The sequence below is a fragment of the Mesorhizobium sp. L48C026A00 genome, from assembly GCF_000502375.1.
Lineage (GTDB): Bacteria > Pseudomonadota > Alphaproteobacteria > Rhizobiales > Rhizobiaceae > Mesorhizobium > Mesorhizobium muleiense.
This window is the reverse complement of the sequence record NZ_AYWU01000005.1, coordinates 53,953-78,569: the sequence shown is the minus strand read 5'-3', so window position 1 is coordinate 78,569 and position 24,617 is coordinate 53,953. Positions and strand designations below refer to the sequence as shown.

Here is a 24,617-nt window from a genome sequence, read left to right as displayed (position 1 = left end):
AAGCCCCATGGGCGGGTTGCGATTGGAGAGCAGGTCGATAGCTTTGCGCAGCCGTACGCCGAACTTATCGCATCGACATCAAGTTCGTGATCAGACCTGCCTTGATGTCGAGTGCGGGTCGATGGGCCTCCGGATGACCGATGTCGTTCAGCTGATCGGCCGTCAAGTCGGCTAGTGCCCTGCGTCTTGCGACGGTCCGTCGCCACCCCCTGAAATCGGCGATCATCATTGTTACGCTTTTCAGGCTGGGTCCAAACAGATGTCTTTTCGACGTGCGGGCGGCGCGAGTTTGCGTGTCAGCCATTTTTAGTCTCCCATTTCGAGATTTGCGGATGAGAGCGTGCCACGCGGGTGTTTTCGGGCTGTTCGGCTGTGCGTGAAAAAAACCGAAAAGCCCGACGAGCTGCCGTTAAATCGGTGTTAAAACTATCCTCCGAAATGTATTCCGCCGCGGCGGTCAAAGTCTGGAGACCATCTGTGCGCATCAGGTTGCTGGGCGGCCTCGAGGTTACTTCGCCGGAGCGCCGGCCCGTCCGTTTCGCCACGCGCAAGACTTCGCTTCTTTTTGCTGCCCTGGTGCTGGCGGGCCACCGCGGCCATCGTCGCGAGCAGCTTTCCGAGGCCTTTTGGCCGGGACGAAGCAATGGCCAGGCCCGCAATAGTTTGCGGCAAGCGCTGGTCGACATCCGGCGCTCGTTCCCGACCAGCAAGGATGCCACCCTCTACATCGATGGGGATCAGGAAGCCATCGCGCTGATTGCCGGTCCGGATGACGCGGACATTTCGATCTTCGACCGGAAACTGGAGCAGGGCGGGGCGGCCGATCTCGCCGTCGCCGCCGACCTCTACCGCGGTGGGGTGCTTGCGGGGGAAGCCATTCCTGAGGAACTGGATGAGTGGTTTGGACCCTATCTGGACAGGTATCAGCGCAAGGCCCTGCAGTTGGTCGATCGGCTGAGCCTCGCGCTGCCGATACCCGGCTCAGCGGAAGAGACGGCCTGCGAAGGGCTCGCCGAGAGATTGCTCGCCTCAGATCCTACCGCGGAGGCCGCCCATCGGGCGCTGATCCGGATCCACGCGCATCGCGGCCACGAAAACGCCGCCTTGCGCCAGTTCGAACTTTGTCGGACTGCCCTGAAAAAGCAGCTGGATGCTGAGCCGGAGGCGCAGACAAGCTCGCTGGCGGCTTCTCTGCAGTCCCGGGAACGACCTGGGGATCAGCAGCCGGGGCCAAGCTCTGGCGTCGCGGCGCCGGCACAGGTGCTGGCAGTCCTAACGAGACACGGCGACCAGCCGTCAATTGCGGTGCTGCCGTTTCAGAATCTAAGCGGTGATATCGAGCAGGAATATTTCGCCGACGGAATGGTGGAGGACATCGTCACCGCCCTGGCTCACTTTCGTGCCCTGTTCGTAGTCGCACGGAATTCGAGTTTTACCTACAAGGGACGGTCGATAGACATAAAGCAGGTCGGGCGTGAACTGGGCGTGCGCTATGTGGTCGAGGGAAGTGTGCGGAAAGCGGGTGAGCGCCTGCGCATCACCGGACAACTCCTCGACGCTTCGAGCGGCCTCCACCTGTGGGCTGACCGTTTTGAAGGTACTCTAGCCGAGGTTTTCGATTTTCAGGACCAGATCGCCTCGAGCATCGTCGGCGCGATCACCCCAAAGGTCGAGGAGGCCGAAATTGAGCGCGCCAAGCGCAAGCCGACTGAGGACCTCGACGCCTACGACTATTATCTGCGCGGGTTGGCGTCCCACGACCGAGCGGTCAACACCAAGGAAACCATGGATGACGCTCTGCGGTTCTTCATGAAGGCGATCGGCTGTGACCCGGTGTTCGCTGCCGCCTATGCCCGGGCGGCGCGCTGCTATGCGGCGCGAAAGAGCAACCGCTGGATGATCGATCGCCTAGAAGAGACTGCCGAGGCGACCCGACTGGCAAAGAGAGCGATCGAACTTGGATGGGACGATGCAATTGCCCCTTCGTACGGCGGATACGTGCTCGGCTATGTAGGCGGCGATGTGGAGGAAAGCGCGGCGTGCGTCGAACGCGCGCTTGGCCTGAACCCGAACTTGGCTGCGGCGTGGGGTTACAGCGCCTGGGTTCAAGCGTGCTTAGGTGAGCCGGAGAAAGCCGTCGAGCGCGCCGCGCAGGCAATGCGCCTCAGTCCGTTCGATCCTCGCTTTTTTGTTTGGGAATTTTGCACCGCACTCGCTCACTTTTGTGCCGGGCGCTACAACGATGCTGCTGAGTGGGCGAAAAGGTCTTTGCGCTCGCAACCAAACTACGCGAGTGCGACGCGTGTGGCGACGGCAAGTTACGTCTTGGCCGGTCGGCTTTCGGAAGCCGAGAAGATGATGGCCCGCCTGCGCGAACTCGACCCTACGTTGCGGCTTTCGAATCTCGCTGAGGTGCTGCCGCCGTTTTGTCGACCGGACGATCGCAGCAGATATATCGAAGGACTTCGCAAGGCGGGCCTGCCCGATTAACGCGGTGTCAGCGTGAAGCGAGGCAAACGGCTTCGGCACCAGATGGCCGACGTACTGCCGATGGATGCTAACTATAAGGTGACGGTTGACCGTGGAGGCCTGTGACCTAGCTTAAAGCTTAGCCGGACCGTCCAGAGCCGGAAATGGTGGGATGGCGCGCTACCGTGGGAGAACTCTGGGGACGTTGAGATGCAGAGGTGCAAGTCGGCTTTTCAGAGCCTGTGCGCCCTTGGCGGCCGACAATCGGCGGCCACGGCCTGTCAAGTTTCGTTTCAAACAAAAGTCATCTGCGCCGGCACGCCTATCAACGCGCGACCGCCGCTCCGCCATGCAACAACAATTCGAGCACTGGAGGGACCTCGAAGCAAGTGACAGCTTCGAACGCGACCAAAGGCTTTAGCCAGCACCAAGGCGAGGGGCCAACAACGCTTCACGATCTTAAGATTACACCCAAAACCGCACAGGCACGGCAATGCCAAATCATCTTGCCGAAATTTACGCAAACAGCGCAGATCTCGCCGTCCTGGGCGGGATAGCAGCATTTGCCTCGATGTGCCTCTATCTTGTGCTAAGGCGTATCCTTATCGGGGTGCAACGGCGTCGCCTCAAATCAGATGTGAGCGAACGCGGATCTGACCTCCCCGAGGAGGAGGTGTCTTGGGATTGGGAAATCCCGGTCGACCTTGCAACCGAGCCTGCTTCTTCTTCTCAGATTGCCGTGCCCTCAGACGCGGCAGACCTGGATATTCGGCGTCAGGATGCCAATTGCCTTCGGTTCGGGGTGCGAATCGAGTATTTCGACGTGATCTCCGAAGCTTGCGAGAGCTCGTCTGTCACCCAGACCAACGCTGTCGCTTCCGCGACGAACATAGCGCAATCCGGCCGACTTGCGACATCGATCAGGGAAATCGCTGGCTATGTTCATAGGCAGGTGGCGGCAAATCTTGCCGCCCTAACTAGTCCAGTATTGACGGCTCTGAGCCGTATGCCAACACAACTCGCCCTCGCGGAGAATCCCGACCCCACCACAGCGACGGCCTCACCTCCTCGCATTCGCAGGCCGATCGGTCTTGTGCCCCGCTTTGGCGTCGCAGCAATCTGTCTGGCCGTGCCGCTTAGCTATGCGATGACGAGACAAAACTGGGTCGAAAGCGCCCCCGCCATTTCGCTGGTCCAGGGCAACGTCAATCCGGAGCTTTCGCGATCCTTCGAGCTTCCGGCGAGTGCTGCATTGGATGTGCGTAGGCCAGCCCAGGGAGACGAGCGCACGAGTGTCGAATTGCTCAGCCCGGATCTCACGGCTGCCCGGGCGCAAGTCGGAGCAGCTGGTGCTCAGGCAGCCGCAGCGAAGGAATTGGACGGCCAGGAGCGCCGGGCGGCGGAAGGTGAGCGCGCCAGGAGCGCCGCTCTGCAGCGAGCGCTGCTCGAATCGCGCAAGGAGATCGACGCGCTGAGGACAAGCATGGCAGCCGCCGCCAACGCACGCCAGGAGCAATTGCGCAACGAGCTCGCGGCAGCCCGTACAGCTGACGCATTGCGGCGCCTTGCGGGAGATGCCCGCACGATGCTGAGCGAGGCCACCAACTATGTCTTTACGGAGATGCCCGCTGCTCACCTGGAGCGTCAGCGAGCCGGATGGGTGGCGCGCGATCTATCGCGAGCGCAGGCGCAAATTGAGCGGCTTGAGACCGAGGCCGCCGAGGATCGCGCCAAGGCCAAGGCTTCGCTGGCGCAAGCGAGCGGAATGCTCGATGACGAACGCCGAAAGTCAGACGAACTTCGTGGCGAGCTCTCCAAAGTGAAACTGTCCAATGCTGCGCTCATGGAGCGCGCGGACGCGGCTGAGCAGGAATTGACCGGTGCCGTCACAGCGAGAGAACGAGTGGAGCAGACGGCAGCCGAGACGGAGCGGGCGCTGGCGCGACAACAGGCGGCAGCAGCGTCGACGCGTGAGGAGCTGAAAAAAGCTCGCCTCGAGCGCGACGCGGCTGAACAGGAACGAGCCAGGGCAGTCTCAGCGAGAAAGCGTGCCGAGCAGACTGAAACCGAGACATCGCAGGCTCTGGCAAGAGAACGCGCTGCAGCAGTCTCGACGGGGGAGGAGCTGAAAAAAACTCGCATCGAGCGCGACGCGGCTGAACAGGAACGAGCCAGAGCAGTCGCAGCGAGAGAACGAGTGGAGCAGACTGCAACCGAGACGGCGCATGCTCTGGCACGAGAACGCGCTGCGGCAGTCTCGACCCATGAGGACCTCGATAAAGCTCGCCTCGAGCGCGACGCCGCCCGAGCACTTTTGCTACAGGTCGCCAAGCTGAAGGAGGCTTTGGACAAGCAACGTGACGTCACTGTTTCTCTTTCCCGCGACCTGGCCGCCGCGCGCGCGGACAATGACAGGCTCAGGGCTGAGCGTCGCAGCGCCAAGATTGAGCCGCCGCTGAAGCGGCGCGCTGGCCGCGCAGCCGCCGCTGCCGGCGGGGTGAAGGCTGTCAGCCAGAAGACTGCACGCAGCAAGGCTCGCGACCCGGCGCGGATTGCGGGGGTGCGTTCTCTCACACTTCCCTATCCCCTCAGGCCAAGACAGGCGACATTGGAGTGATTTCCAAAACGACTGCGCGGTCCTCCTGTTGAAGGCCCAAGCTCTTTGAGATCATTGCGACACGTGTGTATTGCGAGAGTAGACTAGGATGAATCGAATCACCCCATTCGAATTCATTCTGCTCTCGTCGGCGAGTAGTTCTGCGCGATACGCTATGTCAGCCCGATCACACTGCCTGTAGCATTCAATTCGCATTTGATCGGCGCCTGCCGCGTCTCCACGTCGCCTTGCCGTCCATAGTCGATGCTGACCTCGACGGGAGCTGAGATCGTATCCGGGCTCAACCGACGTATGGAACCTGCGCTGCTGACGCGCACACTGGTCGCGCCAAACGGGGCGGCGGCCGACTCGATCGCATCACGGCAGGCGCGAACGACTTCATCCGGGACGCCCGGCAGCGCCCTGATTGGACTGACCGTTGCTGGACTGTCGACGTCACCAGGAGGCTGAAGGCTGGACGGAAGGTCGAGCGACCGTCCACTTGCGGACCGGGCGACACTGACGGCAGTGGCGGCCGTGGTTGCCGCAACTGCCGCCGTTGCAGTGGTGCTGGTCCCATCGTCATCCACCGGTGACCTGCTGCTGGAGCCGCTGGGTCCTTTGTGCGCGCCGTCTTTGCGGCCTTCACCGTGATGGCTGGCAGCGCTATTGCCTCCGCCACCCTGGCTGGCAGCGCTATTGCCTCCGCCACCATGGTTGCCACCGCTTTTGCCTCCGCCGCGCTCGCCGCCGGCGGTAGCTCCTGCGCAAGCTACCGCGATCGAGCAAACGAATACGAAATATGCCCAGCTGGATTCAGAGGATTGACGCACGACCACCTCCATAAAGTGCGTCGGTCGAACCGTCTTTCCGCGCCATGCAGTCAGAAAGTCGCAACCGCCGCCGCCCCCAGGCAAACCTCGCGACTAACCGCCCATGGAGGGTAACTAGGGGATCAATCCGGTGTATCAAGGACGCTGTACGCGGTATGTGCGTCGTCCCGGCTACCGGCGGGAGGGGAGGCCACGATCTGACCACGTCGCTGACATTCTGAGGTGCAGCGTTAGAGAACTGCAAGCGTCTCTACAACTAGCCGACTCGCCTTTTGATGAGATGGTCTGCGAGGCCGGCCGCCTCGTCGGCGATTGCCGGTATTGTCCCCCGATTTCCGCGTCGATCCGGAAAACGAGGCCGGCAAATAGAGGCCCGGAAGAATGCCCACATTCGTGTGCACGCCCGCCTCGCTGTCGCAGGAAGTCTGGCTTGGGCTTGGCGCCCAGGCCGGCGAGGCGAGGTTGCGCAAGGTGGTGACCGGCGGTGGCTTCAAGCGCTTCCGTCGCGCCGCCGAGACGCCGTTCAACATGGTGCTGGAGGCTCGCCCCTAATGCGAAACAACGACCTAAAGCGCGTCGCATGAGGCCGCTCAAACGCGACGCGCTTTAGAGTGCGGACGCTATCTGGCGCGGCCGTCGCAAATGCATGTCGCGCAAAAACGCGCGGGGCTTCCGGGACAGCGTGCCGCTTCAAAAAAGTGGAGCCGGCCCGGGGACGGGGCCGGCTCCTAAACCCGGTCGTTGGGGACGGGGAGGTGGGGCTCGACCGGGCTTTTGCGTCGCGTCCTTAGCGGACGCTGGCAACCGCGCCGGAGCGGCCGTCGTTGATCGTTACCCAAGCGCCAGAATTCTGGCTCGATTGGCGCTTCAGATAGGTGTAGTCGGTGTTGGTCCAGGACAGCACCCTGGTTTCGAGATTGTCGAGGATGAACTCTCCGAGGCTGGTGCGCACGGTCAGCACCGCGTGGCCGTCTCCGTTCGGCTGGCGCGCAACCGTCATCAAGAGGTCGCCGGCCGGAACGCCGATGTTCATCAACGCGCGGCGCTTTTCCAGCGCATAGTCCTCGCAGTCGCCGAATTCGCTGTTGGAATAGGACCAGACCTCTTCCTTGCCCCACAGTTCCATATCGGTGCGCGGCGCGATCCTGCTGTTGACCGAATTGTTGATGCTCACGATCTTCGCCCACAGCTTGCGGGTCAGTTCGATCGGCGCCTGCTTCGGCGTCCGCTGATTGCATTCCTGCGGAATTTTCTGGCAGAACTCGTAATGGCCGACCGGCTGTGTGGTGCGGCTGCCGGTGTGCATGAAGGCAGGTCCCGCTGCATACGCTGTTCCCCAGGCGGTAAGCTGCGTCGCCATTGCCAAGAGCAACAGCTTGCCCCTCGTCTTCTTCATCGTCCAGTCTCCCCGTTTGAGGAGACAATGACACGATTGGATTTATTCGACGCAAAGGTCAGAAGTAGACATTAAGTAAAACGTCGCTATAATAAACATAAAATTTGAATCATTTCAGTATAAAATTGTTGATGCGTTTTTCGCGGGGATCACATCGGCGCCGCGCCCTGGCGCGGAATCGGCCGGCCGGCCGCGTCGGCCGGCGCGAGGCAACAAAAAACCGGCCGAAATGGGCCGGTTCGATTGCGGCAAGGTTCGCAGTTGTCAGGTGCCGGATGCGTTGAATTCGGAATCAAGTGTTTCGGGTCGCTGGATGACCGCGAACTCGATGGCGACGCCGTCCTCGAAATGGCGCACCACCTGGCCGCGCATGGTGCCCAGCATGACCTGAATGCCGATTGCCGGCTTGACGTCGATCTCGACCGCGGCGCCCGAAAGCGACAGGTCGATGATGCGGCACTGGTATTGGCGCCCGTCGCCGAGTTGAAGCACGCTGTTCGGATTGCGCGGCGCCACGCGTTCGTGGCGGCGGTCTTCCGGCAGATCGAGCTCGTGCTTGTTGGCAAGCCAGGTCAATTGCGCTGCAAGCTTGTCTTTCTTGCGTTCCGACGCGATGACCGTCATCGCGAAACCGTCCTGCAAGATGCGGGTGACGACGCCTTCGATGCGGCCGATGTGATCGATATAGGCGATGACTTTCTCGCCCGGCATGCCGATGCGCTCGGTGCGAAGCGCTACATTGCCCGGCGACATGTCGGCCACCTGGCAAGGATGTTCGGTGCGATCCTCCAGCATGAAGCGTCCATAGATCTTCACGCGGACGCGCTGAAAGTTGCGCCTTTCAGCTTGGGACGGCGCGGTGTCGACCGCCGCTGACCTCATGACTGCCTACACCCGGTTGGCATTCCGCGCGTTGATGCGAGGAATTTCGTCGGCAAGCTACAGCGAAGTGGGTTAACAAAGGGGAAAGCCTGATACCGCTACTTTAGGATTTTGGATTATTCCCCGCGCCCGCCGTCGAATACGACCAGATGACGGATGCGGCGCGCCTGGCCGAGCGCCGAAATCGCTTGGGACGGATCGAGTTCCGACGGGACAAGCGAGGGAACGTCGATGGCCGGCCGGTTCTTTAGGAATTTCGGTTCCTTCTCCGGATCGACGAGACGGATCGAATCGATCAGGGCGTCGGCGATCGGATCCGCGCCCAGCCAGAAGGGTTTTTCAGCGGCGCTTATCACGCCGAGGCAGCGCGGATTGTCGACGCCGCCGTCGAGCGGCAGGGCGAGCAGCTCGAACTTGCTGGAACGGTCGGTGCGGCTGAAACCTTCATAGGTGATGAGCACGACGGATTTTTGATCGAAGACGCCCTGGATCAGTTTCGAGATAAGCCGCTGGTTCTTCTCGCGCCACAGCGAGGGAAAGGAAAACCCCTTGAGTTCACGGCCATAGACCGCGCAAAGCCTGGTGCCGGCGAGCCGGAATACCGCTTCGCCGCGCGTATCCTTTTCCAGGATGAATGTGTCGGCCAGCAGCGACTTGATATCGGCCGGCTCGACTTCCGAACGCTTCGGGGCAGGGCGCCCGTCACGCAGCCGGTTCCAATAATGGAACAGCGTGATCGATCCGTTCTGGTTCATGTTATGCTGCTCCGCGCAATCTGTCGTCTGATGTCCCATCGGTGAACAGAAGGGCGCCCTCCGAGGACCTACATGCGTTGCGGAGCAGGATGCGTGCCAGCATCGTTAACACTTGTTCACGGGTCGGGGCCGTTAAGGTTAACAAGTGGTTTACGTTGCGCTCCGCCCAGGCCCGTGGCACGTTAAAACCACTCCAGAAGCGGTCGTTTCGCAGCGATCGGCAGCATTTCAGTCAAGAGTTTGGGGGAGCATGGGGGCTCGACCAGCCGTTCAAGGGCAACCTTGGACGGCTTCTTTTTGATTCGCGCCAATTTTGATTCGCGCCGTTTTGATTTGCGTGGGGCGATTCGCCCTTTGTGAATCGGGTGACCGTGATCTACATGCTCGCGAAGTCGAAACCAGCGACTGAGTGCGAGCCATATGAGCGAACCAGCAAGCCCCTCGGAAATCGAACAGGGCGAGGGCGGACCTGTCGGCCGTGAGCCGGAGCCGCGCCGCGAGCCGGTGTTCAACATGCCGCCCGTTGTGCTGGCGGTGATCGGCATCTGCGTCGTCCTCTATCTCATCCAGGAGTACGTGCTTAGCCAAAGCCAGCTGCTGACATTGTTGTACGATGCGGCCTTCATTCCAGTTCTTTATACTGGCCAATATGGCTTCGACTGGTTCCTGTTTTCCCGGCCCTTCACCTATGCCTTCCTGCATGGTGGCTTTGCTCATCTGGCCGTCAACATGGTGTGGCTGGCGGCTTTCGGCTCACCACTGGCGAACCGCTTCGGCGCGCTTCGTTTCAGCCTGTTCTTCGCCGCGACCGGGCTGGCGGCCGTGGTGCTGTTCTGGGCCGTGCATCCGCTCGGCGAGGCGCCGCTGGTCGGCGCATCGGGGGCGATTTCCGGCATGATGGGGGCCGCCGCGCGCTTCGGCTTCCGCACCGACCGCTCGTCCGGCAAAGCCGCCTTCGCCGGCGCGCCGCTGCCGATGGCGGTGGTGTTCCGCTCGCGCGGCGTTGTGACTTTTCTTGCCATCTGGATGGTGATCAATCTCGCCACCGGCCTCGTTGCCTTCGCGCCCGGCATCGACAGCCAGATCGCCTGGGAGGCTCATATTGGCGGTTTTGTCGCCGGCTTCTTCGGCCTGCGGGCTTTCGATCGGCGGCAGCAGGCGGACGAGTTCAGGGCCTGAGCCTCGCCGCACTTGAAAACCAATCGATCGCGGCGCACGATGTCTGGCACTAGGGAAAGTCGGTCAGGGCAGGAACCGGCAAGGTAAACTGAGGAGGACGCCATGACTGTTAAGGCAATTCTCGAGCAGAAGGGCCACGACGTGTTGACGCTCGGGCCGAACGAAAAACTGAGCGAGGCCATTCGCATCCTGGCCGAGCACAGGATCGGTGCGCTGGTCATCACCAATGGTGATCACAAGATCGTCGGCATCCTTTCCGAGCGCGACGTCGTGCGGGTCCTCGCCAGGGAAGGGGCCGCCGCATTGGATATCGCGGTGCGTTCGGCGATGACCCCCAAAGTGAAGATCTGCAATGAGAACCACACCGTCAACGAGGTCATGGAGATCATGACCAGTGGCCGTTTCCGCCATCTGCCGGTGGAAAAGGACGGCCTGCTCGACGGCATCGTGTCGATCGGCGACGTGGTCAAGCGGCGCATCGAGGATGTCGAGCGCGAGGCCGCGGAGATCAGGGCCTATATCGCGACGGCGTGAGATCGCCAGTAAGTTTTGTCGAAGTCGGCGCCGCCCCTCATCGTCCTGCCGGGCACTTCTCCTCGTATAGTGACGGGAGAAGGGGCCGGCCGCAGCCTTGGCGGCTTTTCTTGCTACAATGGAGATTGGCGAAATCGTTGATGCGGGCGCCCCTCTCCCCGTCACTATACGGGGAGAGAATGCCGGCAGGCAGGTGAGGGGCAGCGCAAACGTTTCCAATAACGGTTGCCCCTACCAGCCTGCGGCTTCACGCTTGTCTCCTTTTGCGGTTTGCATTAGCGGATGACTTCACTTTAAACGTCGAATTCACGTGAATTCCGTCACCGATAACGCGCAGGCCGCCATGACCCTCATCGACACCCGCACACCCGACGCCAAGCGCCTGATATCAGGCGCCACCGGCGACTGGGAGATCATCATCGGCCTCGAGGTCCATGCGCAGGTGACCTCGCAGGCAAAACTGTTCTCCGGCGCCTCGACGGCGTTCGGTGCGCCGCCAAACGCCAATGTCAGCCTTGTGGATGCGGCGATGCCGGGCATGCTGCCGGTCATCAACGAGGAATGCGTCAAGCAGGCGATCCGCACCGGCCTCGGGCTGAAGGCCGAGATCAACCACAAATCGGTCTTCGACCGGAAAAACTATTTTTATCCCGATCTGCCGCAGGGCTATCAGATTTCACAGTTCAAGCAGCCGATCGTCGGCGAGGGCAAGGTGATCGTCTCCGTCGGTCCCGACCGGCAGGGCGAGTTCGAGGACATCGAGGTCGGCATCGAGCGCCTGCATCTGGAGCAGGATGCCGGCAAGTCGATGCACGACCAGCATGCGACGATGTCCTATGTCGACCTCAACCGCTCCGGCGTGGCGCTGATGGAGATCGTCTCCAAGCCCGACATGCGATCCGCCGACGAGGCCAAGGCCTATGTCACCAAGCTGCGCACCATCGTGCGATACCTCGGCACTTGCGACGGCAACATGGACGAAGGCTCACTGCGCGCCGATGTCAACGTCTCGGTGCGCCGGCCCGGCGGCGAATTCGGCACGCGCTGCGAGATCAAGAACGTCAACTCGATCCGCTTCATCGGCCAGGCCATCGACTACGAGGCGCGCCGCCAGATCGCCATCCTTGAGGACGGTGGCAAGATCGACCAGGAAACGCGGCTGTTCGATCCCAACAAGGGCGAGACCCGCTCGATGCGTTCCAAGGAAGAAGCGCACGACTACCGCTATTTCCCGGATCCCGACCTGTTGCCGCTGGAATTCGACCAGGCCTATGTCGATGCGCTGGCAAAGGATCTGCCTGAACTGCCCGACGCCAAGAAGGCGCGGCTGATCTCCTCGCTCGGCCTGTCGACCTACGACGCCTCGATCCTGGTGTCGGAAAAGGCGGTCGCCGACTATTTCGAGAAGGTGGCCGCTGGTCGCGACGGCAAGCTTGCCGCCAACTGGGTCATCAACGATCTGCTCGGTGCCTTGAACAGAGCCGGCAAGGGTATTGAAAATGCTCCGGTTTCGCCCGATCAGCTCGGCGCGGTCATTGACCTGATAAAAGAGGGCACCATCTCCGGCAAGATCGCCAAGGATCTGTTCGAGATCGTCTGGAACGAAGGCGGCGATCCGCGCCAACTGGTCGAAAGCCGCGGCATGAAACAGGTCACCGACACCGGCGCCATCGAAAAGGCGGTCGACGAGGTGATATCAGCCAATCCCGACAAGGTCGAGCAGGCGCGCGCCAAGCCGAGCATGGCCGGCTGGTTCGTCGGCCAGGTGATGAAGGCGACTGGCGGCAAGGCCAACCCGCAGGCCGTCAACGACCTCGTCAAGGCCAAGCTCGGGATCGAATAGGATGATGTTCGTTCGCACCGCTGGCGAGCGCGATCTTGCCGCGGTCCGGGCGTTGCTGGTCGAAACGTGGCACGCCACCTACGACGCCATCTATGGCGCTGCCAAAGTCGCTGAGATAACAGATGAATGGCATTCGATCGCCTCGCTCAAGGCGCGGCTGACACGGCCGAACTCCGAATTCCTGGTCGCAGACGATGGCAACCGCATTCGCGGCATGGCGTTCGCCGCAGCCACCACGGATGCGAGGATCGTCATGCTGAACCAGCTCTACGTGCATCCGGCCTGCCAGAGGCAAGGGATCGGCCAGGCGCTGCTGGAAGAGGTCGAGGCCAGCTTTCCCGAGGCGCGGACGCTGCGTGTCGAAGTGGAAGAGGCAAATGCTCCCGCCGTCGCCTTCTATCGCTCGAAAGGGTTTTTGCCAGCCGGGAATACTGCTGACTGTGGCGGTGGCTCAGGGCTGCCGGCGCTGATTTTGGAAAAGGCGATCGAATAGATTTGCCTGGCCTGACAGGTCGCAGTCAGTTGCGTTTTTACGGGGCGGCGCCGGTCGGTTGCGGGCTGAATTGCGGAATCGCGGTCCGCAAAAAACACGCCCGAAGGTAGAAATTCACCAGTGGCTAACGCTGAGGCAAAAAGCATGGTGCGACGCACAAAAATATTGCAATGCACTGCAGATGCCGTAACGTCAGGTTCTAGATGAACGAGACGGCCTTTCTACAAAGGTCGCCCACCGCAAAGGATGGAAACTATGACCAAGACCGCTGATAAAACTGCTGAAAACGTTGAGAATGCAGAAGTCCAGACCGAGGTAACCGATCAGTTCCGTGCTGTCGCCGAAAAGGGCGTCGAGCAATCGAAAGAAGCCTTATCGAAATTGGCGACCGGCGCCGAGGCGACCCAGAAGGCTCTCGAGTCATCCTTCGAAACAGCCAAGACCGCTAGCAATGAGCTGTCGCTGAAGACGATCGCCGCTTTGCGCGCAAATGTTGAGGCCAGCTTTTCTCACCTCGAAGCCCTGGTTACCGTGAAATCGCCCTCCGAGTTCGTCGAACTGCAGACAGACTTCTTGCGCAAGCAGGTGGAAAAGACGGTCGAGCAGAGCAAGGAGCTTCGGGCGGCGGCGACGAAAGCCGCCGAAGACGTATCCAAGCCGATCAAGGATGTCTACGAGAAGGCGATGAAGGATCTCAAGGTCGCCTGATTGGCCTTGATGCCTGATTGGCCCTAAGGCATGTCGCGCAAAAGCACGCCCTCGGGCTTGAACCGAGGGTGCGAAGCGGTTTTGCAATAGCGACATGCATCAAAGCAACAACCTGAAGCGCGTCGCATGAATCCATCCAAACGGCACGCGCTTCAGGCGGAGGGAACTTCCACATTGTCGATCAGCCGGGTCTTGCCCAGCCAGGCGGCGGCGAGCAGGCGACCGTCGCGGTCTGGCCGCCACGGGACGAGCGTCAGGCTCTCGCGCGCCGCGACATAGTCGACTTTGTCGAAGCCGGCCTCGACCAGCGCGCGGCTGGCCTCGGCGGTCGCACTGCCTTCATCCGCGCCTGCCGCGAGTGCCGCCGCCGTTCGGCGCAAGATGGCGTTGAGCTGGCGCGCCACCGCGAGCTCGGTTTCGCCGAGATAGGCGTTGCGTGACGACATGGCGAGCCCGTGCGCGTCGCGTATTGTTGGCGCGCCGATGATGTCCACCGGCAAATCAAGATCGCTGCAGAGCTGCCTGACGACGCAAAGCTGCTGATAATCCTTTTCGCCAAAGACCGCGCAGTCGGGCGACGCCTGCAGGAAGAGCTTTGCCACGACGGTTGCGACGCCGTCGAAGAAGGTCGGCCGGAAATCCGATTCCAGCCCGGCGGCTGGCCCGCCGACCGAGATCCTGGTGGCGAAGCCGGCCGGGTACATCTGCGCCGCACCAGGGGTGAAGGCAAGTTGTGCGCCGGCCTCGGCCAGCCGATCGAGGTCGCGGCCGAGCTGGCGCGGATATTTGTCGAGATCTTCGCTCGGCGCGAACTGGGTCGGGTTGACGAAGATCGAGACGACGCAGCGATCGGCCTTCTCCAGCGCGATCCTGATCAGCGAGACATGGCCGTCATGCAGCGCACCCATGGTCGGCACCATGGCAAGGCTGAGGCCATCGCGACGCCAGTCTCGGATTTGCGCGCGAAGGGCGGCGACGCTGTCGATGACGAGAGGTCCGCTCATGCTTCGCCCCGCTCACGGTTCGCTCTTGTCGGCTGCGGCCAAAAAAACGTGGCTCGGGCCGGGGAATGTCCGGCTGCGCACCTCCGCTGCATAGCTGGCTGCCGCCTGCGATATGACGCTGCGCAGGTCGGCATATTGCTTGACGAATTTCGGCACCCGGTCGACGGTCAGGCCGACCATGTCGTCGATGACCAGGATCTGGCCGTCGCAGTCGCTGCTGGCGCCGATGCCGATGGTTGGAATGGAAATGTGGCGGGTGAGGTCGGCGGCGACGGTCTCGACGGTGCCTTCGATGACCACCGAGAACGCGCCGGCCTTTTCGACCGCTTCGGCGTCGCGATAAAGCGCAGCCACATTCTCGTCGGTCCGGCCCTTGATCCTGTAGCCGCCGTCGCTTTCCACCGATTGCGGCTGCAAGCCGATATGTCCCATGACCGGAATGCCGGCAGCGACAATCGCCGCAATCTGTCGGGCAACCGTGACGCCGCCCTCCAGCTTGACGGCCTGGCAACCGGTTTCGCCGACGACCCGCCGCGCCGAGGCGACGGCTTGGCGCGCCGTCGCCTCATAGCTTCCGGCCGGCATGTCGACCACCACGCAGGCCTTGGCTGACCCTCGCATCACCGCTTGACCGTGGGCGATCATCATCTCCAGCGAGGCGCCCAGCGTGGTCTTGTGGCCATGGAGAACCATGGCCACGCTGTCGCCGACCAGAAGCAGGTCGACATGATCGTCGAGCAGGCGAGCGATGGGGTAGGTATAGGCGGTGAGGCAGACGATCGGCTCGCCGCCCTTGCGTAGGCGAATGGAGCTGGCACTGATCCGCGGATCGGCGCCGGATGCGTCTGGGGCCATCATTCCCTCCCTCAACCGTCAATCAGGCTGGTTCCTGCATGCGGCGCGCTGAGCTTTAGAAAGACCCGGCAGCCTTGGCAAGGCATGCCTCGAAAGGACGCGAAAGGCTTGCCACGGTGCGTCGGTTTTCCGACGGCCATTTGCGTGGCTCGTGCGGCAAAACCCTTGCCTTGGCGATGGCCTGACGCCATAAGCAGGAAACAGGCGCCGCCGCTGTCGCCACCGCGGGGATTTGCCACGGGGATTTTGGATGAAGACTTTCCTTCTGCAGTTTTTCACCTGGTGGAACAGCCAGACGCTGGGCACGCGCTTCCATACCTGGCGGCATGGCAAGAAAGTCGGGCAGGACGAGGCTGGCAACGTCTACTACGAGGGTGGTGTCGATTCGGAAGGCCGTACCCGCCGCTGGGTCATCTATCGCGACTATTCGGAAGCCTCGATGATTCCGCCCGGCTGGCATGGCTGGATGCATCACCGCGTCGATGTCCCGCCGACGAGCGACACCTACAAGCCACGCGACTGGCAGAAGCCGCATCAGCCGAACCTCACCGGAAGTGCCGCGGCCTATCGCCCCAAGGGCTCCATACTCAGCAATCAGCACCGCCCGCAGGTGACCGGCGATTACGACGCCTGGACGCCGGGGTCGTAAGAGACTGTTTCGAAATTCGCTCTGGCGAGTCATATGGTGGTGGTCTCGAGAACCGGCGCGGAGCGGACATTTGGGTCCGTGAGCCCGCGCATGACCCCGAAAATCCGAAAGATTTTCGGAAAGGTTCATGCGCAAAACCAAAAGTGCTACAGCGTCCTTTGCGCGTCCAAAGGACGTCGCCGAGGGCGGATCGATCCTTTATCGCCACAATTGGCGTTTAGCTGCTTGTCGATCTGACAGCAGCGACTAGCCTTGGGCGCGACAGAATCACCCCGGGCGCAAACCACCGGATCCCTGCATGAGCATTTTCAGCCGAATTTCGATGGGCGGACTGACGACGGCCGCCGCTTTTGTCGCTTGCGCCATGGCCGCCGCTCAGACGCTGGAGGCGCCAGTGGACCCGGGGGCGCCGACGGAATTTGAGGCGCCAGTGGACCCGGGGGCGCCGACGGAATTTGAGGCGCCAGTGGACCCGGGGNGGGGCGCCGACGGAATTTGAGGCGCCAGTGGACCCGGGGGCGCCGACGGAATTTGAGGCGCCAGTGGACCCGGGGGCGCCGACGGAATTTGAGGCGCCAGTGGACCCGGATGCGCCAATGGAACCGGATGCGACAGTGGAACCGGATGCGACAGTGGCGCCGGCGGCACCGGCCGCACCACAACGCATCACCAATCCTGTCGCCGAATTCGCCGGCATCGACAAGATCACCGGCCGCATCATCACGTTCGATGTCTATATCGACGAAACGGTGCAGTTCGGCGCTTTGCAGGTGACGCCGCGCATCTGCTATTCGCAGCCGCAAACCGAAGAGCCGAAGACCGATTCTTTCGTCGAGGTCGACGAGATCACGCTGGATCGCAAGATCCGCCGTATCTTCACCGGCTGGATGTTTGCCGAAAGCCCCGGCCTCAACGCCGTCGAGCACGCCGTCTACGACGTCTGGCTGAAGGGCTGCAAGCAGAAGTCGGAAGTGCCGGCACCCGACGCGGCCAAAACCAATTAGCCAAGATCAGTTATAATGCCTGGCGTGCGGGATCGCCTGTTCGCAATCACTTACTGAGCCTTCCGGAACCGCCTTATTCTCCGTGCGTTGGTCATGGCTGGTGTTACGGAGATGTCCGATGATGGCCAACAAGAACGAACTCCTCGATCTCGAAAAAGGGTTCTGGGCCGGCGACGCTGCCTATTTCAAAGCCAATGCCGACACCAAATGCCTGGTGGCTTTCCCACAGATGGCGCAAACGATGAGCAACGCCGATCTGGCCGAAACCGCGACGGGCCTAAATCGCTGGCGTGATCTCGACATCGACCTCAAGGGCATCATCGAGCCGGGCAGCGACATTGTCATGCTGACTTATGAGGCCCATGCCACGCGCGAGAATGGCGAGCCTTATGCGGCGCTGGTCAGCACCGGCGATGTCCATCGCGTCAATGGCTGGAAGATGATGTTCCACGCGCACACGCCTCTTGAGCCTGCCGCAAAAACCTGACCAAAAACCCGACCTTTGGCGCAGATCATGGGAAAAACACCGTCTCGCCCTTCAGCGCGTCGGCCAGCATCTTTTCGTATTTGCCCCTTGGCACGTCGACCGCGCCGAAGCGTTTGAGGTGCTCGGTGGTGAACTGCGTGTCGAGCAAGGCGAAGTGTCGATCCTTCAGGCGTTCGACGAGGTGCACCAGGCAGACCTTCGACGCGTCCGTTTCCCTGGCGAACATGCTTTCGCCGAAGAACACCCGGCCAAGAGACACGCCGTAGAGGCCGCCAACCAGCCGACTCTCGCGCCAGGCTTCGACCGAATGGCAATGGCCCATCCGATGGAGTTCGACATAGGCCTCGCGGATCGGCGCGTTGATCCAGGTCGACCGGCGTTCCTCGCGCCTCTCGGCGCAGCCGTCGATGGTCGCTTCGAAATCAAAATCGAAACGGATATCGAACAGGTTTTTCCGGATCGCCTTCCTCAGGCTTTTGGGCGTGTGAAAACCATCCAGCGGGATGATGCCGCGCGTCTCCGGCCGCACCCAGAACACTTCCGGATCGGTGGCGCTTTCGGCCATCGGAAAGACGCCCGAGGCGTAGGCCTTGAGCAACAGGTCGGTCGGGATGCGATAGCCTGGCGCGTAAGGACGGGTCATCGCATCATTATATTCTATAAGTTCACGTCCTAATCCTCATCGGCCAGATATTTTTCCAGCCAGTGGATGTCATACTCGCCATTGGCGATATCGGCATTGCCGACGAGATCGCGAAACAGCGGCAGCGTCGTCTTGATGCCGTCGACGACGAATTCGTCGAGCGCCCGCCGCAGCCGCATCATGCATTCGACGCGATTGCGGCCGTGCACGATCAGCTTGCCGATCAAACTGTCGTAGTAAGGCGGGATCTTGTAGCCGGAATAGACGCCGGAATCGACGCGGATGCCGAGGCCGCCCGGCGTGTGGAAGTGGGTGATCGTGCCGGGCGAGGGGGTGAAGGTGCGCGGATCCTCGGCATTGATGCGGCATTCGATGGCGTGGCCCTGAAAGCGGATCTCTTCCTGGCGCATGGAAAGCCCGCCGCCCGAGGCGACGCGGATCTGCTCGTGCACGAGGTCGATGCCGGTGATTGCCTCCGTCACCGGATGCTCGACCTGCAGGCGCGTGTTCATCTCGATGAAGTAGAACTCGCCGTTCTCATAGAGGAATTCGATGGTGCCGGCGCCGGAGTAGCCGAGATCGGCGATCGCCCTGGCACAGACGCCGCCGATATGCGCGCGCTCCTCGGCATTGAGCGCCGGCGAGGGCGCCTCTTCCCAGACTTTCTGGTGGCGGCGCTGCAGCGAACAGTCGCGTTCGCCGAAATGCACGCCGCGGCCGGCACCGTCGCCGAACACCTGGACCTCGATGTGGCGCGGCTTTTCGAGATACTTCTCGATGTAGACGGCGTCGTCGCCGAAAGCGGCACCGGCTTCCGAGCGCGCCGTCTGCAGTGCGACCAAAAGATCGGATTCGCTGCGCGCCACCTTCATGCCGCGTCCGCCGCCGCCGGCCGACGCCTTGATGATCACGGGATAGCCGATCTCGGCGGCGATGCGTCTGGCTTCCTTTTCCTCGGTGACCGCCCCGTCGGAGCCGGGCACCACCGGAATGCCGAGGCGCTTTGCGGTGCGCTTGGCCTCGATCTTGTCGCCCATGATGCGGATGTGATCGCCGGACGGGCCGATGAAGGTGATGTTGTGCGCGGCGAGGATATCGGCGAATTTGGCATTCTCCGACAGGAATCCGTAGCCCGGATGCACCGCGTCGGCGCCAGTGATCTCGCACGCCGCGACGATCTGGTGGATGTTGAGATAGCTGTCGCGCGACGGCGGTGGGCCGATGCAGACGCTCTCGTCGGCGAGCCGCACATGCATGGCGTCGGCGTCGGCGGTGGAATGCACCACCACCGTCTGGATGCCGAGCTCCTTGCAGGCGCGCAGCACCCTCAGAGCGATTTCGCCGCGATTGGCGATGAGGATCTTCTGGAACATTTTTCGGCTGTTCCCGGCTCTACTCGATCACGACGAGCGGCATGCCGTATTCGACCGGCTGCGCATCCTCGAACAGTATCGCCGTCACCGTTCCGGCACGCGGCGAGGGTATCTGGTTCATCGTCTTCATCGCCTCGATGATCAGCAGCGTCTGGCCTTCCTTGACCTGTTGGCCGACTTCGATGAACGCCTTGGCGTCGGGCGATGGCGCCAGGTAGGCGGTGCCGACCATCGGCGAGGCCACTGCGTTCTTGGACACGTCGGCTGCTGCCGGGGCGGCTGCGCCAGCCGGCTGCGCGGCCGGCGGCGCATAGGCGGGCTGCGCTGCGGCGACCGCATGGACAGCCGGCGCCTGTCGCGACACGCGCACCTTCAAGTCGCCCAGCTCGACCTCGATCTCGGTGAGGTTGGTGTCGTTCAGTATGCCCGCCAGATCGCGGATAAGCTGCTGGTCTACACCATTCTTCTTTATCGACATTTTCGAGCCTTCTGTTTGTTGGCCGGTCATAGGCGTGCGGCCAGCGCCTGCAGCGCCAGTGTGTAGCCGAGCGGCCCGAACCCGCAGATCACGCCGACGGCGACCGGCGAGACCATGGAGACGTGGCGGAATGATTCCCGCGCATGGATGTTGGAAAGATGAACTTCGGCGACGGGCAATGGCGCGACGGAGCGGATGGCGTCGTGAATGGCGATCGAGGTGTGGCTGTAGGCGCCCGGATTGATGACGATGCCGACAGCCTTGTCGGCGGCTTCCTGTATCCAGTCGACGAGGTCGCCCTCATGGTTCGACTGACGGAAATCGATCTCGAGCCCAAGTGCCGCACCTGCCTGCTTGCAATCGTCGGCGATCGCGGCCAGCGTCTTGCCGCCATAGATGCCCGGCTCGCGTTTGCCGAGCGCGTTGAGGTTGGGACCGTTCAGGACGAAAACCGTTTTCAAAATGCCGACCTTTTCCCGGTGTGGTTTCGAATCCGAAATTCGCAATACCTTGGAGCAGCGCTTTGAACGAATTTCGGCTTCAAAGCCACACTGGCAATTTATACATTTCTGATGTGGTGGATTTAAAGTTCCTGAACACTGACGCCACCAAAGCAGCAGGAACTTCAAATCCACCACATCAGCGCCGGCATCAGTCGGCGCACCGGGCCTCTATAATGGGCTTAGACGCCTGCGAAAAGAGCGCAAGTGGGTTCTTTCGCTGTCCACAACAGGCGGAAAATGGCTTGCGCCGAAAGCCAGCCGCCGATCAGAGTGCGGCCTTGGCCGCTTCGATCTTCTCCGCCAGCACGTCCTGGCCGAGCGCACCGAACACCACCTCGTTGCCGACCACATAGGAAGGCGTTCCGGTGATGGCCAGCTTGTTGGCAAGATCATAGGTCTTGGAGAGGGCCTCGGCGATCGACGGATCCTTCATCTTCTCGCGCAGCGTCGCTTCGTCGGCGCCGAGCGAAAGCGCTACCTTGATGGCCGCCGCTTCGGTGGCGCGTCCCTGGGCGCCGAGCAGCGCGTTGTGGAACTCGCCGTATTTCTCCGGCATCATCAGGTGGAAGGCCATCGAGACGACGCTTGCCTTCTGCGAATCCGGGCCGAGGATCGGGAACTCCTTGAGCACGAAGCGCAGATCCGGATCGGCTGTTGTCAGCGTCTGCATGTCCTCCATGGCGCGTTTGCAGTAGCCGCAATTGTAGTCGTAGAATTCGACGATGGTGACCTTGCCGTTCGGATTGCCGACGACGCCGTCGAAGGCCGAGTTGAAGATCTGGTCCTTGGCATCCTTGATGACGTCGAGACTGGCGACGCGCTGCGCCTCCTTCTGCTTGGCCTCGAGCGCCTCCTGAGCTTCCAGCAGCACTTCCGGGTTCTTCAGCAGATAGTCGCGGATGATGCCTTCGAGTTCAGCCCGGTCGATCTTGGTCTCGGCGGAGGCTGCCTGGGCGATCTGCGCGGCATCGGCCTTTGCCGTCTGCGGACTTCCGGTCACGAACCCGAAACCCAGCATGGCGAGAGCGACCGCCACGCCCGTGGTGCCCAGCAGAATTGCCTTCTTCATCATCCTGATCCTCTTGCCTGGTTTCCGGCCGGGTTGTCCGACCCGATTGGCCCGACTACCCGATTGGTTCGACTACCCGATTGGTCCAACCACTTGTCGCCGCGCACGGCCGGAAGGTTCACTTTTTCTTGCCTGATGGTGCGTAGTTTATGATGTCCTGCGCGCGGATCCAGCCCGGCTCGCCACGCTTCATTTTCATCTGCGCGCGCATTGCGAAGATCTTGGCATCCTTGTAGGCGCCGGAATAGAAATGGCCTTCGGCGGTCGCAAGGTCGGCGGCCGGAATGTTGCCAAGCTCGCCATAGGCCTGCGCAAGATGGCGGTAACCGACGGCGTTTTCTCGGTCGCGCGCGAGACCCTTGTTGATCTGCACCACCGCTTTCTCCAGGGAATCGGGCGTGCCGACTGCCATCAGCGCCTGGCCGTAGGAAACCGGCAGCAGCCCGGATCGCGCTGGGTCGAGGCTGACCGCCTTGGCATAGGCTTCCGCGGCAGCCTTCGGTTTGTTCGCCTTCATCAGGATGTCGCCGCGCAATTCCTGGAAATAGGGGTTCTTCGGCTGTGCCTTGATCAGCGCGTTGGTCTTGGCAAGCGCCCCGGCCAGATTGCCGAAAAGATAGCTCGTCTGCGCGTCGCCATATTGCGAGGCGAGGCTGCCCGGCATCTTGCGCATCAGCCGCGATGCGGCGGCCTGACCTCCCATATAGGCGGCGATCTTGATGCGCATCATGTCGTGCCGCTGCTGCAGCGCCGGCGGATCGACCTTTTCGACGTAGGGGCTTTTTTTGACCAGGACTTCGAGGTTGGCGATGCGTTCGCGCGGCAGCGGATGGCTGATCCGGTAGGGGTCGACCTGCGCCCCCGACAGCGAAAGTGCGCTCTGAAAGCGGCCGAAGGTCTTCAGCATGCCCAGGCCGGACTGGCCGGTGGCATTGAGATAGGTTATCGCCGAGCGGTCGGCGGTCATCTCTTCGGTGCGCTGATAAGCGAGGATACTGCGCTGCGCCATCTCGCCACCGCCAGCGGCAACCCCCATGCCGGCGCCGGCCAGGCCCCGGCTCTTGCTGGTGGCGCCGGCAACGATGGCACCGGCGCCAAGCAGCGTCGCGATGATGGCCATCGTCTTGGCGCGTTCGAGCTGGTTGCGCAATTTTTGCTGGTGGCCGCCGGCGATGTGGCCGGCTTCATGGGCGATGACGCCGATGATCTCGTTGGGCGTCTCCGCCGACATCAGGGCGCCGGTGTTGATGAACAGGCGGGACCCGGCAACGAAGGCGTTGAAACTCTGGTCGTTGACCAGCACGATGTCGACGCCGTCTTCCGGCAGGCCCGCGGCCCTGAAGATCGGCCGCGCATAGGCGCGCACCAGCGCCTCGATCTCGGCATCGCGCACCACCGGCACGTTTTGCGCAAAAGCGCTGACGGTGCTGCTCACAGCGACCGTCGCGGCAAGCGAAAGCGTCGCGAAGGCGCGCGCTGCCCTGGCTATCGTCGATTTGGGTCGGCTCAACATGGCAGGTCCACTGGTAGACGAGCGGGTGAAGGATGAAAAGTCGGCACTGAAACTTTTACTGAACTTGTGATCCTCACATCAATCGGGCATTTGTGCGGCGCGGGACGCCAAAGCTCGGCGCCGGCAGCCGGCAAGCGCCGGCCCGAGGGCCGATCTCAAAGGGCCGACCCAAAGGGCCAACAAGGAAAATGAGGTCAAATGGTTGTATCGCTTTCGCGTCGCGGCGACGTCGAGCCGTTCCACGCCATGGACGTTCTGGCGGAAGCGAATCGGCTGAAGGCCAGGGGCGTGCCGGTCGTTTCCATGGCCGTTGGCCAGCCGTCCGATCCGGCGCCGGCCGGAGTCAGGCAAGCGGCGACGAACGCATTGAAGATGGGGCGCATCGGCTACACCGACGCATTGGGTCTTGCGGGCCTGCGCGAGGCTATCGCCCAGCACTATGCCGACCACTACGGGCTGGCCGTTTCACCCGGCCGGATCGCCGTCACCACCGGATCGTCGGCCGCCTTCAACCTGGCATTTCTGGCGATGTTCGATCCAGGCGACCGTGTCGCCATCACCGCACCCGGTTATCCGGCCTATCGCAACATCATGGCCGCGCTCGGCATCGAGATCGTCGAGATCGAGCTCGACGGTGATGCCTATCTCCACGCCGAACATCTGAAGGCTGCGCATCGCGAAAAGCACCTGAAGGGCGTGTTGTTTGCCAGCCCCGCCAATCCGACCGGGGCGATTATCCCCGCCGACGAGCTGTCGGCGCTGGTGACGACGGCACAAGAGCTCGGCATCGCCGTGATCTCCGACGAGATCTACCACCGGCTGGCTTACGCTGCGCCGGACAGCACAGCACTTGCCTGCGGCCCTGACGTGACGGTGATCAATTCCTTCTCGAAATACTACTGCATGACCGGTTGGCGCATCGGCTGGATGGTGCTGCCGGAACCATTGGTGCGGCCGGTCGAGCGCATCGCCCAGAGTCTCTACATCTCACCGCCGGAACTGTCCCAGATCGCCGCGATCGAGGCGTTCAAGGCAACCGCGGAATTGGAGGCTGTGAAGGCGCGCTACGCGGGCAATCGCGAGCTTTTGATGAAACGCCTGCCCGAACTCGGCTTTACCCTGGCGGCACCGATGGACGGGGCGTTCTACGCCTTCTGCAATGTCACCAGGCACACCAACGACAGCATGGCCTTCGCGCGCAAGATGCTGGCCGAGGCGCATGTGGCGGCGACGCCCGGCCGCGATTTCGATCCGCTTCAAGGCCATCGAGCCATGCGCTTTTCCTACGCCGGCAGCCACGACGAGATGGTCGAGGCGATGATGCGCATCGAGCGCTGGCTGAGATAGCGTG

At 62.1% G+C, this 24,617-nt stretch carries 22 protein-coding genes and 1 pseudogene; 12 read left to right on the top strand and 11 right to left on the bottom strand.

All coding sequences use genetic code 11. The features are described 5' to 3' along the window. Nucleotides 1–477: 477 nt before the first annotated feature. From X738_RS52705 to X738_RS84630, 3 genes and pseudogenes are all read left to right on the top strand, one after another. Nucleotides 478–2,490, top strand: coding sequence for a BTAD domain-containing putative transcriptional regulator (locus tag X738_RS52705; RefSeq protein ID WP_023798178.1), 2,013 nt, complete (start codon nucleotides 478–480; stop codon nucleotides 2,488–2,490). A 1,126-nt stretch (nucleotides 2,491–3,616) separates the two neighbouring features. After that, nucleotides 3,617–5,086 (top strand): hypothetical protein, encoded by a 1,470-nt coding sequence (locus X738_RS85955; RefSeq protein WP_198032789.1) that lies wholly within the window; start codon nucleotides 3,617–3,619, stop codon nucleotides 5,084–5,086. 1,199 nt (nucleotides 5,087–6,285) lie between these two features. After that, nucleotides 6,286–6,450 (top strand): annotated as a pseudogene (locus tag X738_RS84630) (SAM-dependent methyltransferase); the annotation flags it as partial. A 235-nt stretch (nucleotides 6,451–6,685) separates the two neighbouring features. Here the strand turns inward: X738_RS84630 and X738_RS52690 are convergent. The 3 genes from X738_RS52690 to X738_RS52680 form a co-directional block, all read right to left on the bottom strand. Beyond that, entirely contained in the window at nucleotides 6,686–7,294 is a 609-nt protein-coding gene (locus X738_RS52690) for a transglutaminase-like cysteine peptidase (protein WP_023798174.1), read from the bottom strand. Between the two features lie 264 nt (nucleotides 7,295–7,558). Next, on the bottom strand, nucleotides 7,559–8,176 hold the full coding sequence (locus tag X738_RS52685) for a PilZ domain-containing protein (protein WP_023798173.1): 618 nt from the start codon (nucleotides 8,174–8,176) through the stop codon (nucleotides 7,559–7,561). 116 nt (nucleotides 8,177–8,292) lie between these two features. Then, on the bottom strand, nucleotides 8,293–8,931 hold the full coding sequence (locus X738_RS52680; RefSeq protein WP_023798172.1) for a PAS domain-containing protein: 639 nt from the start codon (nucleotides 8,929–8,931) through the stop codon (nucleotides 8,293–8,295). Between the two features lie 420 nt (nucleotides 8,932–9,351). Between X738_RS52680 and X738_RS52675 the strand changes: the two genes are divergently transcribed. The 5 genes from X738_RS52675 (at nucleotide 9,352) to X738_RS52655 (ending at nucleotide 13,688) form a co-directional block, all read left to right on the top strand. Then, nucleotides 9,352–10,110 (top strand): rhomboid family intramembrane serine protease, encoded by a 759-nt coding sequence (locus X738_RS52675; RefSeq protein ID WP_023798171.1) that lies wholly within the window; start codon nucleotides 9,352–9,354, stop codon nucleotides 10,108–10,110. 102 nt (nucleotides 10,111–10,212) lie between these two features. After that, nucleotides 10,213–10,644 (top strand): CBS domain-containing protein, encoded by a 432-nt coding sequence (locus tag X738_RS52670; protein WP_023798170.1) that lies wholly within the window; start codon nucleotides 10,213–10,215, stop codon nucleotides 10,642–10,644. Between the two features lie 343 nt (nucleotides 10,645–10,987). Beyond that, complete coding sequence (gatB, locus tag X738_RS52665; RefSeq protein WP_023798169.1) at nucleotides 10,988–12,487, top strand: Asp-tRNA(Asn)/Glu-tRNA(Gln) amidotransferase subunit GatB; 1,500 nt, start codon at nucleotides 10,988–10,990, stop codon at nucleotides 12,485–12,487. A gap of 4 nt (nucleotides 12,488–12,491) precedes the next feature. Beyond that, nucleotides 12,492–12,980: a GNAT family N-acetyltransferase gene (locus X738_RS52660; protein WP_023798168.1), complete on the top strand. Its 489-nt coding sequence runs from the start codon at nucleotides 12,492–12,494 to the stop codon at nucleotides 12,978–12,980. A 255-nt stretch (nucleotides 12,981–13,235) separates the two neighbouring features. Continuing rightward, nucleotides 13,236–13,688 (top strand): phasin, encoded by a 453-nt coding sequence (locus X738_RS52655; RefSeq protein ID WP_023798167.1) that lies wholly within the window; start codon nucleotides 13,236–13,238, stop codon nucleotides 13,686–13,688. A 152-nt stretch (nucleotides 13,689–13,840) separates the two neighbouring features. Here the strand turns inward: X738_RS52655 and panC are convergent, their stop codons facing one another. Both panC and panB read right to left on the bottom strand, forming a co-directional pair. Then, nucleotides 13,841–14,692, bottom strand: coding sequence for a pantoate--beta-alanine ligase (panC, locus tag X738_RS52650; RefSeq protein ID WP_023798166.1), 852 nt, complete (start codon nucleotides 14,690–14,692; stop codon nucleotides 13,841–13,843). A 12-nt stretch (nucleotides 14,693–14,704) separates the two neighbouring features. After that, nucleotides 14,705–15,547, bottom strand: a complete 843-nt coding sequence (panB, locus tag X738_RS52645) for a 3-methyl-2-oxobutanoate hydroxymethyltransferase (protein ID WP_023798165.1) — start codon at nucleotides 15,545–15,547, stop codon at nucleotides 14,705–14,707. Between the two features lie 250 nt (nucleotides 15,548–15,797). Between panB and X738_RS52640 the strand changes: the two genes are divergently transcribed. The 3 genes from X738_RS52640 (at nucleotide 15,798) to X738_RS52625 (ending at nucleotide 17,687) form a co-directional block, all read left to right on the top strand. Further along, nucleotides 15,798–16,196 (top strand): NADH:ubiquinone oxidoreductase subunit NDUFA12, encoded by a 399-nt coding sequence (locus X738_RS52640; protein WP_023798164.1) that lies wholly within the window; start codon nucleotides 15,798–15,800, stop codon nucleotides 16,194–16,196. 596 nt (nucleotides 16,197–16,792) lie between these two features. Further along, nucleotides 16,793–17,200: a DUF2155 domain-containing protein gene (locus X738_RS52630; RefSeq protein WP_023798162.1), complete on the top strand. Its 408-nt coding sequence runs from the start codon at nucleotides 16,793–16,795 to the stop codon at nucleotides 17,198–17,200. 118 nt (nucleotides 17,201–17,318) lie between these two features. Next, a complete protein-coding gene (locus tag X738_RS52625) occupies nucleotides 17,319–17,687 on the top strand; it encodes a hypothetical protein (RefSeq protein WP_023798161.1) in 369 nt (122 codons plus the stop codon). Between the two features lie 25 nt (nucleotides 17,688–17,712). Here X738_RS52625 and aat read toward each other — a convergent pair whose 3' ends face one another. The 6 genes from aat to X738_RS52595 all read right to left on the bottom strand — a co-directional run bounded on the left by aat (nucleotide 17,713) and on the right by X738_RS52595 (nucleotide 23,266). Further along, nucleotides 17,713–18,330: a leucyl/phenylalanyl-tRNA--protein transferase gene (aat, locus tag X738_RS52620; protein ID WP_023798160.1), complete on the bottom strand. Its 618-nt coding sequence runs from the start codon at nucleotides 18,328–18,330 to the stop codon at nucleotides 17,713–17,715. Between the two features lie 29 nt (nucleotides 18,331–18,359). Further along, entirely contained in the window at nucleotides 18,360–19,703 is a 1,344-nt protein-coding gene (gene accC, locus X738_RS52615) for an acetyl-CoA carboxylase biotin carboxylase subunit (protein WP_023798159.1), read from the bottom strand. A 19-nt stretch (nucleotides 19,704–19,722) separates the two neighbouring features. Next, complete coding sequence (gene accB / locus X738_RS52610) at nucleotides 19,723–20,181, bottom strand: acetyl-CoA carboxylase biotin carboxyl carrier protein (protein WP_023798158.1); 459 nt, start codon at nucleotides 20,179–20,181, stop codon at nucleotides 19,723–19,725. Nucleotides 20,182–20,207: 26 nt separating this feature from the next. Beyond that, nucleotides 20,208–20,642, bottom strand: a complete 435-nt coding sequence (gene aroQ / locus X738_RS52605) for a type II 3-dehydroquinate dehydratase (protein ID WP_031254564.1) — start codon at nucleotides 20,640–20,642, stop codon at nucleotides 20,208–20,210. Nucleotides 20,643–20,949: 307 nt separating this feature from the next. Next, entirely contained in the window at nucleotides 20,950–21,753 is an 804-nt protein-coding gene (locus tag X738_RS52600; RefSeq protein ID WP_023798156.1) for a DsbA family protein, read from the bottom strand. Between the two features lie 118 nt (nucleotides 21,754–21,871). After that, nucleotides 21,872–23,266 carry a M48 family metalloprotease gene (locus tag X738_RS52595; RefSeq protein WP_023798155.1) on the bottom strand — a complete coding sequence of 465 codons (1,395 nt, stop codon included), beginning with the start codon at nucleotides 23,264–23,266 and terminating at the stop codon, nucleotides 21,872–21,874. A 198-nt stretch (nucleotides 23,267–23,464) separates the two neighbouring features. On the opposite strand from X738_RS52595, the gene X738_RS52590 reads away from it, so the two are divergent. After that, nucleotides 23,465–24,613, top strand: a complete 1,149-nt coding sequence (locus X738_RS52590; protein WP_023798154.1) for a pyridoxal phosphate-dependent aminotransferase — start codon at nucleotides 23,465–23,467, stop codon at nucleotides 24,611–24,613. Nucleotides 24,614–24,617 lie beyond the last annotated feature (4 nt).

Bases quoted from the DNA above. Each gene is read 5' to 3' on its own strand.
- X738_RS52660 (WP_023798168.1), top strand. From the start codon at position 12,492: ATGTTCGTTCGCACCGCTGGCGAGCGCGATCTTGCCGCGGTCCGGGCG.
- X738_RS52600 (WP_023798156.1), bottom strand. From the start codon at position 21,753: ATGAAGAAGGCAATTCTGCTGGGCACCACGGGCGTGGCGGTCGCTCTC.
- X738_RS52690 (WP_023798174.1), bottom strand. From the start codon at position 7,294: ATGAAGAAGACGAGGGGCAAGCTGTTGCTCTTGGCAATGGCGACGCAG.
- X738_RS52630 (WP_023798162.1), top strand. From the start codon at position 16,793: ATGGAACCGGATGCGACAGTGGAACCGGATGCGACAGTGGCGCCGGCG.
- X738_RS52675 (WP_023798171.1), top strand. From the start codon at position 9,352: ATGAGCGAACCAGCAAGCCCCTCGGAAATCGAACAGGGCGAGGGCGGA.
- X738_RS52655 (WP_023798167.1), top strand. From the start codon at position 13,236: ATGACCAAGACCGCTGATAAAACTGCTGAAAACGTTGAGAATGCAGAA.
- X738_RS52670 (WP_023798170.1), top strand. From the start codon at position 10,213: ATGACTGTTAAGGCAATTCTCGAGCAGAAGGGCCACGACGTGTTGACG.
- X738_RS52680 (WP_023798172.1), bottom strand. From the start codon at position 8,931: ATGAACCAGAACGGATCGATCACGCTGTTCCATTATTGGAACCGGCTG.
- panC (WP_023798166.1), bottom strand. From the start codon at position 14,692: ATGAGCGGACCTCTCGTCATCGACAGCGTCGCCGCCCTTCGCGCGCAA.
- X738_RS52590 (WP_023798154.1), top strand. From the start codon at position 23,465: ATGGTTGTATCGCTTTCGCGTCGCGGCGACGTCGAGCCGTTCCACGCC.
- X738_RS52685 (WP_023798173.1), bottom strand. From the start codon at position 8,176: ATGAGGTCAGCGGCGGTCGACACCGCGCCGTCCCAAGCTGAAAGGCGC.
- X738_RS52625 (WP_023798161.1), top strand. From the start codon at position 17,319: ATGATGGCCAACAAGAACGAACTCCTCGATCTCGAAAAAGGGTTCTGG.
- accB (WP_023798158.1), bottom strand. From the start codon at position 20,181: ATGTCGATAAAGAAGAATGGTGTAGACCAGCAGCTTATCCGCGATCTG.
- X738_RS52640 (WP_023798164.1), top strand. From the start codon at position 15,798: ATGAAGACTTTCCTTCTGCAGTTTTTCACCTGGTGGAACAGCCAGACG.
- panB (WP_023798165.1), bottom strand. From the start codon at position 15,547: ATGGCCCCAGACGCATCCGGCGCCGATCCGCGGATCAGTGCCAGCTCC.
- gatB (WP_023798169.1), top strand. From the start codon at position 10,988: ATGACCCTCATCGACACCCGCACACCCGACGCCAAGCGCCTGATATCA.
- accC (WP_023798159.1), bottom strand. From the start codon at position 19,703: ATGTTCCAGAAGATCCTCATCGCCAATCGCGGCGAAATCGCTCTGAGG.
- X738_RS85955 (WP_198032789.1), top strand. From the start codon at position 3,617: ATGACGAGACAAAACTGGGTCGAAAGCGCCCCCGCCATTTCGCTGGTC.
- aat (WP_023798160.1), bottom strand. From the start codon at position 18,330: ATGACCCGTCCTTACGCGCCAGGCTATCGCATCCCGACCGACCTGTTG.
- X738_RS52595 (WP_023798155.1), bottom strand. From the start codon at position 23,266: ATGTTGAGCCGACCCAAATCGACGATAGCCAGGGCAGCGCGCGCCTTC.